Annotated in this window: 12 protein-coding genes; 5 read left to right on the forward strand and 7 right to left on the reverse strand. The window is 51.4% G+C overall.

Going from position 1 to position 13,188, the window contains the following annotated elements; all coding sequences use genetic code 11:
• Positions 1-95: 95 nt before the first annotated feature.
• A complete protein-coding gene (gene idi / locus Q4491_RS02920; RefSeq protein WP_303454411.1) occupies positions 96-629 on the forward strand; it encodes an isopentenyl-diphosphate Delta-isomerase in 534 nt (177 codons plus the stop codon).
• A gap of 55 nt (positions 630-684) precedes the next feature.
• On the opposite strand, the gene Q4491_RS02925 is transcribed toward idi, so the two are convergent.
• The 5 genes from Q4491_RS02925 to argF form a co-directional block, all read right to left on the reverse strand.
• Positions 685-1,074 (reverse strand): Rid family detoxifying hydrolase, encoded by a 390-nt coding sequence (locus Q4491_RS02925; protein WP_192015473.1) that lies wholly within the window; start codon positions 1,072-1,074, stop codon positions 685-687.
• 79 nt (positions 1,075-1,153) lie between these two features.
• Positions 1,154-2,137, reverse strand: coding sequence for a serine protease (locus Q4491_RS02930; protein WP_237793776.1), 984 nt, complete (start codon positions 2,135-2,137; stop codon positions 1,154-1,156).
• A gap of 274 nt (positions 2,138-2,411) precedes the next feature.
• Positions 2,412-2,876 (reverse strand): aspartate carbamoyltransferase regulatory subunit, encoded by a 465-nt coding sequence (gene pyrI / locus Q4491_RS02935; protein WP_192015475.1) that lies wholly within the window; start codon positions 2,874-2,876, stop codon positions 2,412-2,414.
• Positions 2,877-2,891: 15 nt separating this feature from the next.
• Positions 2,892-3,821 carry an aspartate carbamoyltransferase gene (pyrB, locus tag Q4491_RS02940; protein WP_027251907.1) on the reverse strand — a complete coding sequence of 310 codons (930 nt, stop codon included), beginning with the start codon at positions 3,819-3,821 and terminating at the stop codon, positions 2,892-2,894.
• Positions 3,822-4,110: 289 nt separating this feature from the next.
• Positions 4,111-5,115 carry an ornithine carbamoyltransferase gene (argF, locus tag Q4491_RS02945; protein ID WP_192015476.1) on the reverse strand — a complete coding sequence of 335 codons (1,005 nt, stop codon included), beginning with the start codon at positions 5,113-5,115 and terminating at the stop codon, positions 4,111-4,113.
• 303 nt (positions 5,116-5,418) lie between these two features.
• On the opposite strand from argF, the gene rraB reads away from it, so the two are divergent.
• Positions 5,419-5,799, forward strand: a complete 381-nt coding sequence (gene rraB / locus Q4491_RS02950) for a ribonuclease E inhibitor RraB (protein WP_303454420.1) — start codon at positions 5,419-5,421, stop codon at positions 5,797-5,799.
• A gap of 73 nt (positions 5,800-5,872) precedes the next feature.
• Here the strand turns inward: rraB and Q4491_RS02955 are convergent, their stop codons facing one another.
• Both Q4491_RS02955 and Q4491_RS02960 read right to left on the reverse strand, forming a co-directional pair.
• A complete protein-coding gene (locus tag Q4491_RS02955; RefSeq protein WP_303454423.1) occupies positions 5,873-6,778 on the reverse strand; it encodes a helix-turn-helix domain-containing GNAT family N-acetyltransferase in 906 nt (301 codons plus the stop codon).
• An 84-nt stretch (positions 6,779-6,862) separates the two neighbouring features.
• Complete coding sequence (locus tag Q4491_RS02960; RefSeq protein WP_303454426.1) at positions 6,863-7,276, reverse strand: DUF2061 domain-containing protein; 414 nt, start codon at positions 7,274-7,276, stop codon at positions 6,863-6,865.
• Positions 7,277-7,556: 280 nt separating this feature from the next.
• On the opposite strand from Q4491_RS02960, the gene Q4491_RS02965 reads away from it, so the two are divergent.
• The 3 genes from Q4491_RS02965 (at position 7,557) to Q4491_RS02975 (ending at position 13,123) form a co-directional block, all read left to right on the forward strand.
• Positions 7,557-8,708, forward strand: coding sequence for a YjgN family protein (locus Q4491_RS02965; protein ID WP_192015479.1), 1,152 nt, complete (start codon positions 7,557-7,559; stop codon positions 8,706-8,708).
• The gene (locus Q4491_RS02970) at positions 8,705-9,706 is read left to right on the forward strand and encodes a M48 family metallopeptidase (RefSeq protein WP_303454430.1); all 1,002 of its coding nucleotides are present in this window, start codon (positions 8,705-8,707) and stop codon (positions 9,704-9,706) included. The genes Q4491_RS02965 and Q4491_RS02970 overlap by 4 nt, the downstream gene beginning before the upstream one ends.
• Positions 9,707-10,054: 348 nt before the next feature.
• The gene (locus Q4491_RS02975) at positions 10,055-13,123 is read left to right on the forward strand and encodes a hypothetical protein (RefSeq protein ID WP_303454433.1); all 3,069 of its coding nucleotides are present in this window, start codon (positions 10,055-10,057) and stop codon (positions 13,121-13,123) included.
• Positions 13,124-13,188 lie beyond the last annotated feature (65 nt).

A 13,188-nucleotide genomic window follows, 5' to 3' on the forward strand; every position in this document is an offset into this window, starting at 1 on the left:
TCGGATCGCGTCGAATTATCAGGAAGGCAGGCCGTTAGGGCCTGTCTTTGTTTTCAGGGCAGTATGACCTTTTAGTCGTCAGAGAGAGGTGAGTGATGAGCCGGGAATACGTGATATTGGTGAATCAGGCCGGTGAGCACCTGGGCCTGGCGGAAAAAATGCAGGCTCACCGTGACGGCAGGCTGCATCTGGCGTTTTCCGTCCTGCTGTACCGCCAGACGGCGTCAGGTAAAGAATATCTGCTGCAACAGCGAGCATTAACTAAGTATCACAGCGGTGGTTTATGGACCAATACCTGCTGCTCGCATCCCCGCGACGGTGAGAGCCTGCAGCAGGCGGCAATACGCCGGCTGGGAGAGGAAATGGGGATACGCGAGGTGGCGCAGTTTGAACAGGTCGCCCGTTTTATTTACCGGGCTGAACTGGATAACGACCTGACAGAACACGAACTGGATTATGTTCTGGTGGCGGAAACTTCAGATCTGCACATAGTACCGAACCCGGAGGAGGTCATGGCCTGTCGCTGGTGGCCGCAAGCGGATTTAACCGCTTGTCTGGACAGCCAGCCTGAACAGTTTACGGCCTGGTTCAGTCAGGTGTATCACAAGGTGCTGGCAGCACTTAAATAACAAAAAGACGGGCTTAACCCGTCTTTATTGGTACTGTGCACTATGCAGGGAAGCCTCAGGCTTTGCGTACCGCAATGGCTTCAATTTCTATTTTGACATCTTTTGGCAGGCGAGCGACTTCCACACAAGAGCGCGCCGGGTAGGAAGCGTGGTTTTCATCAAAGAAACTGCCGTATACTTCATTGACTGTGCCAAAATCGTTCAGATCCTTCACAAATACCGTCATTTTCACGATATCCGCCACTTTCAGCCCTGAAGATTCGACGACCGCTTTGACGTTCTCCAGCGACTGGCGAGCCTGAGCGGCGATATCTTCCGGTACTTCTCCCGTTACCGGGTTAACCGGGATCTGGCCCGAGGTCAGAACCATGTTACCGAGATCAACACCCTGAACGTATGGGCCGATAGCGGCAGGTGCTTTGTCTGTGTGCAGTACTTGAGTCATGTTTGATCCTTTTTGGCTTCAACAGAAATGCTTACGGCCTCTAGTGTGCAATGCCTTGACGAACAGGTCAAAAGGTTTGCTAGCGGAACGTGGGATCATTGCTCAGGTTCTGGATGACCTCGGCCGGCGAACGGCTGGTATCGGGTTTCTCTTCCTGATAGATAGTCGCTGCACTGTGCTGCAGGGCAACATCATTACTGTTTTCATCCGGCGGCGGGAAGGAGCCGGACACTGGCGTTGCATAGCTGGTGAGCGGGGAGGCCGCTGCCGCATTGTGAGGGGCGACAAGCGGTGTCAGGCCGTTGCTGCTGTGATTCTGGTTATCGGGCAGACCCAGAGAATCGGGCACGTCTGTGCTGCGGTTGAGGCGATTGACATAAGGCGAGACCTGAGCGCTGGCCAGTGCCGGGCTGGCTGATACAGGGCGTATGCCCAGTTCCTGCAGCCAGTCAAAAATCAGTGTGGCAGGGACAAACTGGCTGTATCGTGCGGCCGGGCGCAGGTTGGCGAGATCTTCCGGGTTATCGACAATGGCAACCGTGATGCCGACGATTTCTCCGGCCTCATTGAACACAGGGCCACCGCTCATGCCAGACATCACAGGCGCATCGCTCAGGGAATACAGGCAATTATTGTTGGTATCTATCACATCCTGCAGGTACTTGCCTTTACCTTCAATGCTGTTTCCGAGCAGAGAGTGGCCCTGATGGACCACAGGCTGATCAGGAAAAATTAATCCCCAGGTGGGCACCTGGGCAGAGTCCGTGCGGATCAATGCCAGATCACACAGCGGGTGATAGATAACGTCACGGTTCCAGGAATAGCGCGCAACATGTTTGGCCGTGACCTGCAAATTCGGTGTGACAGGAACGGCTGAACCAAATCCGCCCAGCAAAATGGGCACTCCGATAATCACTTGCTGGTTGGCCATATTTTTTGGCGCATCAAAGACGTCACCGTTGGTCATGACACAACCAGACAGGATCAGACCGGCCAGTATAGCAGGCCGTACGGGTAACAGAGGCCAGAGATAACGATGACAAAACCGCGCACAGATATTCATGCTATGTACTCGTTGTTGGTCACACTTGCTCTTACAGAACGGGTTGATAACCGTTCTGTGCTGATTTCGGCTCAGCGCGGCACTTTGACTGTGAAAGGAGCCAAAAGTGGCACTTTCCCTGAGTCTAGAAACGGAATTAGCGAAACAATGTTGTTGAACTGAGAATGGCTGAACTGAGGCAGAAAAGGGGCGGGAAACTGAAAAGCCGGCTCAGGGCTGAGTCGGCTTTCTTATTTTTGTCACAGGCGGTTTTTCAGGCATGAGTGCCGGAATGTCAGTGGTAATCTGTCACTATGTCGCGAGCGAACACTTTTTCACAGTATTTGCACTTCAGGCGGACTTCGTCATGCTTGGTCACCACTTTAAAGCTGCTGTCGACCGGCTCGTTGTGGGTAATGCAGTTTGAATTCGGGCACTTAAAGACAGCGTTGATCTGTGAAGGCAGCGACAGGGTCAGCTTCTTGACCACTTTGTAGTCTTCAATCTGGTTCACTGTCGCCTTGGGGGCGTAGAGCGCCAGCTGGTTAGCCAGCTCCTCATTGAGGAACACATTTTCGATTTTGATCAAATCTTTGGTTCCCTGTGCTGAGGAAGGCAGATTGAGACCAATCGTGACTTTTTCTTCAGCCTGATGCAGTTGGAACAAGCGCAGCACTTTGATACCGACATTGGCAGGGATGTGGTCAATGACAGTACCGTTCTTAATGGCTTCGACCTGAAGTTGGGACTCTTTTGTCATGCGATATTCTCCTGCTTAAATGTCTTGATTGAGCACCAGTGCCAGCAGCGCCTGGCGGGCATAGACGCCATTTTCCGCCTGCTGGAAATAATAAGCGTGCGGGGTTTTGTCTACATCTGTCGTGATTTCATCAACACGTGGCAGCGGGTGCAGTACTTTGAGGTTGTCACGGGCATCGGTCAGCATGTCAGCACTCAGGATATAGGCGGCTTTCATGTGCGCATACTCGGATTCATCAAAGCGCTCTTTTTGTACCCGGGTCATATACAGGACATCCAGCTCAGGGATCACTTCTTCCATCTGGGTGTGCAGGCTGTACGCAATACCGGCCTCATCCAGCTCTTCGCAGATGTAATCCGGCATCGCCAGCGCTTCAGGGGCGATGAAGTAAAAGCGGATGTTATTGAACTTCGACAGCGCCTGAGTCAGCGAGTGCACCGTGCGGCCGTATTTCAGATCGCCGACAAAGGCAACATTGAGGTTGTCCAGGCGGCCTTGCGTTTCGGCAATACTGAATAAATCCAGCAGGGTTTGGGTCGGGTGCTGGTTGGCACCGTCACCGGCATTGATCACCGGCACTTTGCCTGAGAATTCTGATGCCAGACGGGCGGCCCCTTCTTGCGGATGGCGCATCACGAACGCATCCACGTAAGACGTAATGACCTGAACCGAGTCGATCAGCGTCTCGCCTTTTTTCGCCAGTGAGGTATTGCCACCATTATCGAAGCCAATCACGCTGCCGCCTAAACGCTGAATCGCCGTTTCAAAAGAAAGGCGGGTGCGGGTAGATGGCTCAAAGAAACAACTGGCAATCACTTTGTGCTTGAGCAGTTCAGGATTCGGCTGTTTCTTCAGCTGGGCCGCGGTGTCAACGATCAGCTCGAGTTCGCTGCGGCTAAGCTCGGGGATGGAAATAATGTGCTTATGATATAGCGAATTCGCCATGGCGCTTTTCCCTCTTTTAGTCTGGAACGGGTGGCTTTGGGTCTGTCTTGGCTATCGTACAGGCAAAAAAAAGCCCCCTGAGATCAGGAGGCTTTCGGATGACGATCCGGAGTAACAAAAACGGCATGGCACACCGTTAACCGGCGGCGTCGCTGCACAACTGTGATCGCGGATTGGGCCATTTTTGGTACTCGCTAGACAAATTGCGGAGGATTATACCGCCATTTCTCTATGGCGCAAGCGTTTGCCTGCACCGAACCTGACCCTGACGGTTGCGCACATGCCAGTGCTATTGACCTAAAGTCGCTACCATCACGGCTTTAATGGTGTGCATTCGGTTTTCGGCCTGATCGAAGACGATAGAGTGGGCCGACTCGAAGACCTCTTCGGTCACTTCCAGGCCAGACAGACCATACTTTTCAGCCACCTCTTTACCTACTGTGGTTTCATCGTTGTGAAACGCTGGCAGGCAGTGCATAAATTTCACATTGGGATTGCCGGTTGCCTTGAGTGTCGACGCGTTAACCTGGTATGGCAGCATGGTTTTAACCCGTTCGTCCCAGGCCGACTGTGCTTCACCCATTGAAACCCAGACGTCGGTATACAGATAATCACAGCCTTGCACGCCTTCCTGTACCGACTCGGTCAGAGTAATGCGGGCACCTGTCTCACTGGCAATCTCCAGACACTGGGTGACCAGATCCTCTTCCGGCCAGTAGTCTTTGGGGGCAACCAGCCGGATGTCCATTCCCATCTTGGCCGCACCGACCATCAGGGAATTGCCCATGTTGTTACGGGCATCACCCAGATAGGCAAATTTTATGTCCTGTAACTGCTTGCCCGGGCTGTGTTCCTGCATGGTCAGAAAATCGGCCAGAATCTGAGTGGGATGGAATTCATCGGTCAGACCGTTCCAGACCGGCACACCGGCATATTGTCCCAGCTCTTCAACCACAGACTGACCGAAACCCCGATACTGGATACCGTCGTACATACGGCCCAGCACACGCGCCGTGTCTTTCATTGATTCTTTGTGGCCGATCTGGCTGCCGGACGGGCCTAAATAAGATACACGGGCACCTTGATCAAAGGCGGCGACTTCAAAAGCGCAGCGGGTACGGGTTGAGGACTTTTCAAAAATCAGGGCAATGTTCTTACCGCTCAGGCGCGGCTGTTCATAACCGCCGTATTTGGCTTTTTTCAGTTCTGCGGAAAGCGACAACAGGTGCCCGATTTCGCGTGGGGTGAAATCCAGCAGCTTGAGAAAATTCCGGTTGCGCAGATTAAATGCCATATCTCGTCCTCGCGTTCATGACTTCAGCGAACACTGATCGCTGCGTTATGTATGAAAATTGATGTTTTATGAATAATTACCCATAAAATATGAAATTATATATACCTGTGTCAATCGCAAAGCCGTAAGTAAATGCGGGAAAAATCGCCTGTTGCATCAGAAAGGCGATAGTGCGACTTTCGCTGAACAGAGAATGGGGCGTGAAATCACGACAGAGGATGGAAATTCGCGGGGATCCGTGCCATATTGGCGGCCAATTTTATACATACTAGTGTGGCTGGTGCCCCTATTTGGAGAGACCTTATGTCTTACGCAGAATTGATTGAAGAGCAGAAGGAAGAGACTCGCGAAATCATTGAGTCCCTGCTGGAAGATGGCAGTGATCCGGATGCGCTGTATTCGATTGAACACCATTTTTCTGCTGATACATTTGCTCAGCTGGAAGGTGCCGCTGCTGAAGCCTTCAAGATGGGCTTTGAAGTGATGGATGCCGAAGAGCTGGATCTGGATGAAGAAGACGGTGGCGGTACAGTCGTTTGCTTCGATGCGGTCATGGAGTCAGCCCTGGACGCTGAGCTGATCGATGAGCAGGTGCTCAAGCTGGTAGAGCTGGCTCAGAAGTACAATATCGATTACGACGGCTGGGGAACTTACTTTGAGTCTGGTGAAGACGACGAAGAGTAATTCCATTCAGTGCTCAGGAAAAAGCTGGCTTGCCAGCTTTTTTCTTGCCTGTCGTTTGCTAAACCACGGATGCTCAGAACCACTTCACCATCCGGATCTCACAGGCGTCGTGGCCTGTGTTGCCCATAGGTTCTTTGGTGTGTTCAAAACCTAACGATGCATACAGCGCAATGGCTTCTGTCAGATTGGCGGTGGTTTCCAGATAGCAGGCCCGGTAACCCTGCTCACGGGCAAATTTCAGGGCCTTTACCGCGAGCTTGCGCGCCAGACCCAAACCGCGTAACTCAGGCAGGAAGTACATCTTCTGCAGCTCGCAGATATTTTCTTCGCCTGCCAGCCTGGCGATACCGCCGCCTCCGAGCACCCGGTGGCGGTGCTCAATAACCCAGTAAGCATGCCCTTCGGGCTGGTAAACCTCACTCATGCTGTCTAAGGTGGGATCGGCTACGCCATATCCCTTGTCTGCTGTCAGTCCGTATTCCGCAGAGACTTTTCGGATCACGGCCGCAATCGACGCATTGTCCAATGGCGTCAGCGGACGAATCTCGTAGCTTTGCTGTCTGCCCGCCATCACCATGGCTTTGCGGTACCGCTCCAGACTTTTGCCTAATTGTTCGATTTCATCTGCGTCCATTTGCGCCAGAAAGCCGTCGACCTGCTGATTCAGTCTCTGGTGCAGTTCAGCCAGTCTGGACTGGCCTGCCGCAGTAAGGCTGGCAATCTGGCTGCGTTTGTCATCAGGGTGCGGATGGCTGACGATCAGCCCGCTGTTGTTCAGCACCGCCAGCGTGCGGCTGGCGTTGGATTTATCCACATTGAGCAGGGCGGCCATGTCGTTGACCGTGCAGGGATTCGCCTCCAGTTCAATCAGGGCATGGGCCTGAACCGGGGTGAGATCCATGTTGCCACACTGGTTGTCGAGCATGCCGAGTTGACGCACAAGCTGACGGGATAACTGGCGGAGTGTCTGGGCATCCATGTTGCTTTATCCATATTGTTGTGATTTGCAACTAAATATAATTGCGAGCCACAACTATGTCAACAGAGTACAAGTTAATGCAATTTAATGGATGATCGAGTGATGCTGGCAGGATGAGAAAGCGGCTTGGTGCCGGCGCTGCTCTTTGCGCTGCCAGAAGGTTTCATGCACAAGATAAGCCAGCGTATTGATCGATGGTTCGATCAGTGCCATCACGCCGCCAATCATCCAGCTACCGCTCAGTAAATACGCCACGCTGAAGGCCACACTGAAATGGATCACCGCAAAACTCAGGGTTTTATTGGCGGGTTTGCCAAAGCGGGACTGTTTCAGCACAGGCCATTGCCAGGCTTTCTCGTGAAAATAAAAAGCCACAGTGTTGACCATAGGCTCAATCATGGCGATTAGGCTGCCGAGGATCACATCACCCGTCAGCAAATAGGCGATGCTGAAGGCAACGGTAAAGTGGATAGCAGCAAAGCTGAGTGTCTTTTTCATGGTAAAACCCTCTGTAGATGTTCTCAGTATGGGCGTGACCATGCAATCAGTAAAAGCGTTTGATTCTATCCAATTAATAGTTAAATCCTATGATTTGATATTAATAAACATGAATAATGACTTATCGTCGCTTTATGATTGGGAGCGCTGTTTCAGAACCAAACAGTGCGCAAAAACTTTATGCTGTTGGTTGCATTTGGTTGGTTTATATTGAAGATATACTTTTCCAGCAATGAGGCTGGATTGTTCACATTTTTTGCGAAGACTTAGGATAAAAACAATGGAAAACAAGGTTAGGTTTCACGGCCAGGGGGGCGAATTTTTCGGTATCTGGATCGTGAATATTCTGCTCTCTGTCGTCACTCTTGGGATTTATTCTGCCTGGGCGAAAGTCCGCACCAAGAAATATTTTTACGGTAACACTGAGCTGGCGGGAGATAGGTTTGATTATCATGCCACACCGAAACAGATCCTGATTGGCCGTGTTATTGCCTCTGTCTGTGTGCTGGTGTGGTTTACCGCCAGCCATTTCATGCCGCTTTTCGCCCTGTTTCTGATGCTGGCCTTTTTTGGCATTTATCCATTGCTGGCCCGCAATAATGCCCGCTTTGATGCCCGCATGAGCAGCTACCGCAATGTGCGTTTTAACTTTAACGGCTCGGTGAAAGGGGCGTATTGGGCCATGTTGGGATGTGGTTTGGTTTCCATGATTCCGCTGGTGATCCTGTTTGTGATCACTGCCATGGTATTTGATAAATCGCTGTTAGTCGGCGCGCTGTTTGCGTTACTGGCTGTTGCCGCTTATATCTATGTATTTGCTAATATCACGGCCACCATCACCCGCTATTTTGCCAATGGTTACCAGTATGGTGACCGTCAGTTTAGCGCTGAGATAGGGACAGGTTTCTTCGTGAAAACCACAGCGCTGGCGTCTTTGCTCGGATTAGGGCTGTTTGTGGCGCTGATCGGCGTGTTTGTGCTGGTGGCTGGCGTGGGGGCGGTGTCATCCATTGCCAGCGGGCAATTGGATAACCTGCAAGGCGGTTCGCTCTGGCCTTTCCTGGCAATATTTATCGTTTATATAGGTATGTTGCTGGTGATGGTTGCCGTATCGGCATTTGTGAAAGCCCGCACCCGCAATTACACCTTTGCTCAGCTGAAAGCGGCCGGTGAGCCAGAGTATGGCTTTTCCTCTTCACTGAGAACGCCAGCTTTTGTCTGGCTGATTGTGTCGAATATCCTGATGCAACTGCTGACACTGGGACTGGCCCGTCCCTGGGCCATGGTGCGTACTCAGCGTTACCTGGCCGATAACACGGCTGTCATCGGTGATTTGTCTCTGCTTAACGTGACGGGCGAAGCCTTCGAGGGCGGTGCGGCCATTGCCGACGAAGTGGCTCAGGCCTTTGATGTCGGAGTAGGCATTGGATGATCATCAAAGGCTTCTGCCACCCGCCGCTCAGTTCTGAGCGGCGGGAAGCTGAGCTGGACTGCGGTCAGACGGGTCAGGTGACATTGCGCTGCGGCGAGCATATTGTCATGGCTGCCGTGGTCGAGCTGAAGATATCGCCACCTTTGGGATCTTTGCCTGCCAGCATTGGTTTTGCGGATGGCTGGCAGTTTAAAGCTGCTCAGGAGAATGAGCTGGCTGATTGGGTTCGCCACAACACGGTTCAGCCTCAGCGCTGGGTACACAGGCTGGAGCGAAACTGGCTGGCGATAGTGGCCAGTGCGGCGCTGGTGGCCGTATTGTGTCTGGGCGCTTATCGTTACGGTATTCCGGCGGCCAGTCATATGCTCACGCGTCTGCTGCCGCAAGCCGTGCCTGTGTATCTGGGCGAGCATGTCCTGGAGACGCTGGACGATCATATGCTGGCACCTTCTCAGCTTGATGCCCAGGAACAGTGGCAAATACAGGACAGGTTTGCCTTATTACAGGATAACCTGCCGCCGTTACCTTTTGAGCTGAAGATAGTGTTTCGATCCTGGCCGCATGGCCCGAATGCCTTTGCCCTGAGCGATGGCACAGTGATCGTGCTGGACTCACTGGTGGAAATGGCCACCACACCCGCCGAGCTGGACAGTATTTTGTTGCATGAAGTCGGGCATGTGTATCATCAGCATGTGATGGAGTCTGTGGTGCAATCGGCGCTGATTTCTGTGGCCACCGCACTGATTGTCGGTGACAGCTCTGGGATGGCGGATATGCTGACCAGCACAGGCGTATTTGTTGCTTCCAGCGGATACTCGCGGGATGCCGAGCGCGAAGCGGATCAGTTTGCGGCCGAGCAGATGCGGAAAAACTATGGCACCACAGAACCGATGGCCGCCATGTTCAACCGTTTTATGGAACACTATGGCGACAGCGATTTACCTGAGTGGCTACAAAGTCACCCTGAGCTGGAGCAACGGGTTCAGGCCTTGAAATAGCCTCAGTCAGACTCAGGCCGGAGATTCGGTTTAAAATTGTGGCATAAAAAAGCGACCGAACTCGGTCGCTTTTTTATGTCTGAGCAAACCGAAACCGCTTACAGCGCCACGATGGTTGCTTTGTGTCCAGATAAGAACGCAAAACTCAATCAGGTGCATAAATCAAGTATTGCAATGCATTGTATATGCAAGGTATCTTTCGCCTCCGGAATATTAATAAATCAGTAGCATATTTAAATACCAAGCCTTTCTCCTGATAACGCAGGGGACGTGCTGACTATCCTGTTGCTGAACAAGGGTTTATCACTGTGCTTTCTTATCGGATTGCGTCATAAAACGGAAATGGCGATGCTGACATATTTAAACATCAAACAAATAGTATTACTTGCAAGTGTGATTTTTCTGACTGCCTGTAACGGCGGAGGCAGTGACAGCGCCAGTGGTGATAAAAAATCAGATAAACCGCCGGTTGAAGATATATCAACCAGGGTCAGCGGCCAGGTATTTAAAGGGCCGGTTGCGTACGCGACCGTCACCGCGTTTGATGCCGATGGCAACGCGTTGGCAAGTACGGTGACCGATGATCAAGGTTTTTACACCCTGTCGCTGGATGCGTCTTATCGTGGGGTTGTGCAGATTGATGCGACCGGCGGGGACTACATTAACGAAGCAACGGGCATGCGAACGCCTCTTACTGAAACGCTCCGTTCCGTGAAAGTACTGACAGAGAAAGACTCTGTCATGAATGTGACGTTACTGACGGAAATGGCTGTGCGCGAGCTGCCTTTTTTAGTGCCTGAGCTTGTCGTTGCTGCCAACCGCAAGGTGGCGGAAGCCATGCAGTTGGATTTGGACATTGTCAGCGAAGCGCCGGTCGATCTGCTGGATGAAGCGAACATGGGCGAAACGGGCGGAAGAGTCGACTATGCGCTGGTCATTGCCGGTATGACGAAGGCCGCCGAAGCGGAGGATATCAAGCTCAGTCACTTGATGTTCGAACTGAATCAGGATATTGCGGACAACAGCAAGCTTGATGATGAGCTGCAACTCACCCGGTTAAATAAAGGGATCAATGCTTTTCTCGATTCAGCGCAGAACAAAGTGGCGGTGAACAAGGCGCAACATTACCGCAATACTTATCCTGTTGTGGCCCCGTTAGACATGCTGTCTGTCTATGCAAACCATCAACTGCGCATAGCACCTGACATCACCGATGATAAAGGGCAATTGTTTTATCACTGGCGTCAGGTGATGGGGCCAGCAGCGCTAATGGACGGTGCTGACACCGAGGCAATGACTGTCAAGGCAGCCGAGACGGTAAAAAAACAGACCCTGGCATTCGAGTTAACCGTGACTGACTCAGGTGGCTTAAGTGTCAGTCAAACTTACTATGTCAGGGTGTTGCCGATTCCCGTGATTTCAGGTGTGGCGTTCAAAGGACCGATTCAGGGGGCAAGGGTCAAAATCACTCAGGTTGACGGTACCCTCATCGGGGAAACCACTACAGCTTCGGATGGCCGGTATCAGGTCAGGAATAGCAATGCTTATCAGGGTTTGGTCATCGCTGAGGTGACGGGTGGCACGTATGTCAGCGAAGCGACGGGAAAGACAGTGCCGCTAGAGTCAACTTTACGTGCTGTCACCCACCTGAAAGCCACTGATCAATCTATTCATATCACTCCCTTCACCGAGCTGGCGGTTCGCCGGGCCAAAAACTTGGGGGAGCACTTTACTCAAACCACGGTAGAACAAGCAAACCAAGAGGTGACAAACGCATTGAGTGGGTCAGGTGTGGTCGGCACTGAACCTGTAAACCTGATGGATCCGTCGAGCAAGTTTGAACGCTACAGTTCTGAGTCTGATTATGCACTCGCTCTGGCTGCGGCTATGGTTGCCATGCACACACATTCACAGAGTTTACCCGACTGGCTGGATCGGGTGTCTGAAGACTTATCCGATAACGGAAAAATTGATGATATTGAGACACTGAATGCTTTGTATCGAGGGGTCTACAGCTTTATTAAATCACCTCAGAATAAAGCCAAAATTACAGAGTATGACAGCATCGTAGGAAGGAGTTTCTATCGAAGTACGCCACCTGAAATACTGTCAATTTCTTCCAGTGATGGTTATGAAAGGGCGCAAATCAATGTGCTGGTGCAGGCTCAAGACACAGGGATTGGTGGTATTCGTTTTTATTCTTTACAGCAGCTCAGTGGGCCGGCAGCGAAATTCACAGTGAAGCAATCCAGAAACTCTTTCAGAATTGGCTTGCCTGAACTCAATGGAGATCTAGCTGAAACCCTGACCTTCGAAGTCACGGTCAGCGATTCGGATGAACTGACCGCTTCAGAGATATTTTCGATTGAGGTACAGCCTTATCCCAATGCTGTACTGGATAAAATTATCGATCCGCAACTGCGCCAATGTATTGAGTCACACTTTCCGAAAGTCCGTGATATCGGGGACTTAAGAAGTCTGCAATGTGGTCCTGAGTATGCGGGGATCAGCCAGTTGGATGGCATGGAGCAATTTGCCTATCTAATTAACTTTATCGTGAAAGCGCAAAACCAGATCACGGATGTCACCCCCTTAGCGAGCCTGCCAAATCTGCGTAGTCTCGCCATTGAGCAGACAGTGATGACGGATCTAACGGCATTCACGGTACTGAAACTGGGGCAGTTAAGCCTCAAGAACAGTCCGTTGTTGACCGACTTTAGTGCTCTTCCTCAATTGGCTGAGCTGTATACCGGGAATTTTTATGGCACAGGACTGACTGATGGTCATATCTTCCAGCAGCTACCGGGCTTGAGTAATATCAATATAGGGAAAACGCAGATAGAGAACTTCAGTTTCTTACAGGAAAATGAGCGAATTCGTTCATTAGGGATCTCTGACTTGGGACTGACGGATATCACCTTGCTTGGGTTGGAACATCAATCCAATTTGTATCGGCTGGATCTGTCGGGCAATCCGCTGATCGATATCTCTCAACTGGCAGCGTTAACTCAATTGGATAGGTTGAATTTGTCAGGCACCAAAGTCTCAGATCTATCTTCTCTGGGCACCTTAAAAGGAATGGTTACCCTTGATGTGTCACATACGAAAGTGGCCGATTTGTCACCTCTGGCATCCTTAACCAGGTTAAGCACAATTGATGTGTCTCACACCGAGGTGACAGATCTGTCGGTTTTCAGAAGGTTTAAATCAGTCAGCGAGATTTCTTTACAAGCATTCAAGGGCACCGATATCAGTCCGGTGATTGAAATGAAGAGAAGCCAACCAGCCAGGTATTTGAAAAAGGTGGATCTTACTGGAGCAGTTCATGTGCCTTGTTCACAAATGACCGAACTGAGGGGGTTAGGCGTCTATATCGCTGTTGAAGTCCAGCCAGGGGTGACGTGCACGGCAGACTAGTCTGCGGGTTTAAAGTGTCGTCAGCATGCCGAAAAACAGGATAAAAAAAGAGGCCATCCGGCCTC

The organism is Photobacterium sp. 2_MG-2023, assembly GCF_030547675.1.
In the GTDB taxonomy this organism is placed as follows: Bacteria; Pseudomonadota; Gammaproteobacteria; order Enterobacterales; family Vibrionaceae; genus Photobacterium; species Photobacterium arenosum.

Coding starts and splice junctions, on each gene's coding strand:
- pyrI (WP_192015475.1), bottom strand. CDS start 2,876: ATGACAAAAGAGTCCCAACTTCAGGTCGAAGCCATTAAGAACGGTACT.
- Q4491_RS02930 (WP_237793776.1), bottom strand. CDS start 2,137: ATGAATATCTGTGCGCGGTTTTGTCATCGTTATCTCTGGCCTCTGTTA.
- Q4491_RS02955 (WP_303454423.1), bottom strand. CDS start 6,778: ATGGATGCCCAGACACTCCGCCAGTTATCCCGTCAGCTTGTGCGTCAA.
- rraB (WP_303454420.1), top strand. CDS start 5,419: ATGTCTTACGCAGAATTGATTGAAGAGCAGAAGGAAGAGACTCGCGAA.
- Q4491_RS02960 (WP_303454426.1), bottom strand. CDS start 7,276: ATGAAAAAGACACTCAGCTTTGCTGCTATCCACTTTACCGTTGCCTTC.
- Q4491_RS02970 (WP_303454430.1), top strand. CDS start 8,705: ATGATCATCAAAGGCTTCTGCCACCCGCCGCTCAGTTCTGAGCGGCGG.
- Q4491_RS02975 (WP_303454433.1), top strand. CDS start 10,055: ATGCTGACATATTTAAACATCAAACAAATAGTATTACTTGCAAGTGTG.
- pyrB (WP_027251907.1), bottom strand. CDS start 3,821: ATGGCGAATTCGCTATATCATAAGCACATTATTTCCATCCCCGAGCTT.
- Q4491_RS02965 (WP_192015479.1), top strand. CDS start 7,557: ATGGAAAACAAGGTTAGGTTTCACGGCCAGGGGGGCGAATTTTTCGGT.
- Q4491_RS02925 (WP_192015473.1), bottom strand. CDS start 1,074: ATGACTCAAGTACTGCACACAGACAAAGCACCTGCCGCTATCGGCCCA.
- argF (WP_192015476.1), bottom strand. CDS start 5,115: ATGGCATTTAATCTGCGCAACCGGAATTTTCTCAAGCTGCTGGATTTC.
- idi (WP_303454411.1), top strand. CDS start 96: ATGAGCCGGGAATACGTGATATTGGTGAATCAGGCCGGTGAGCACCTG.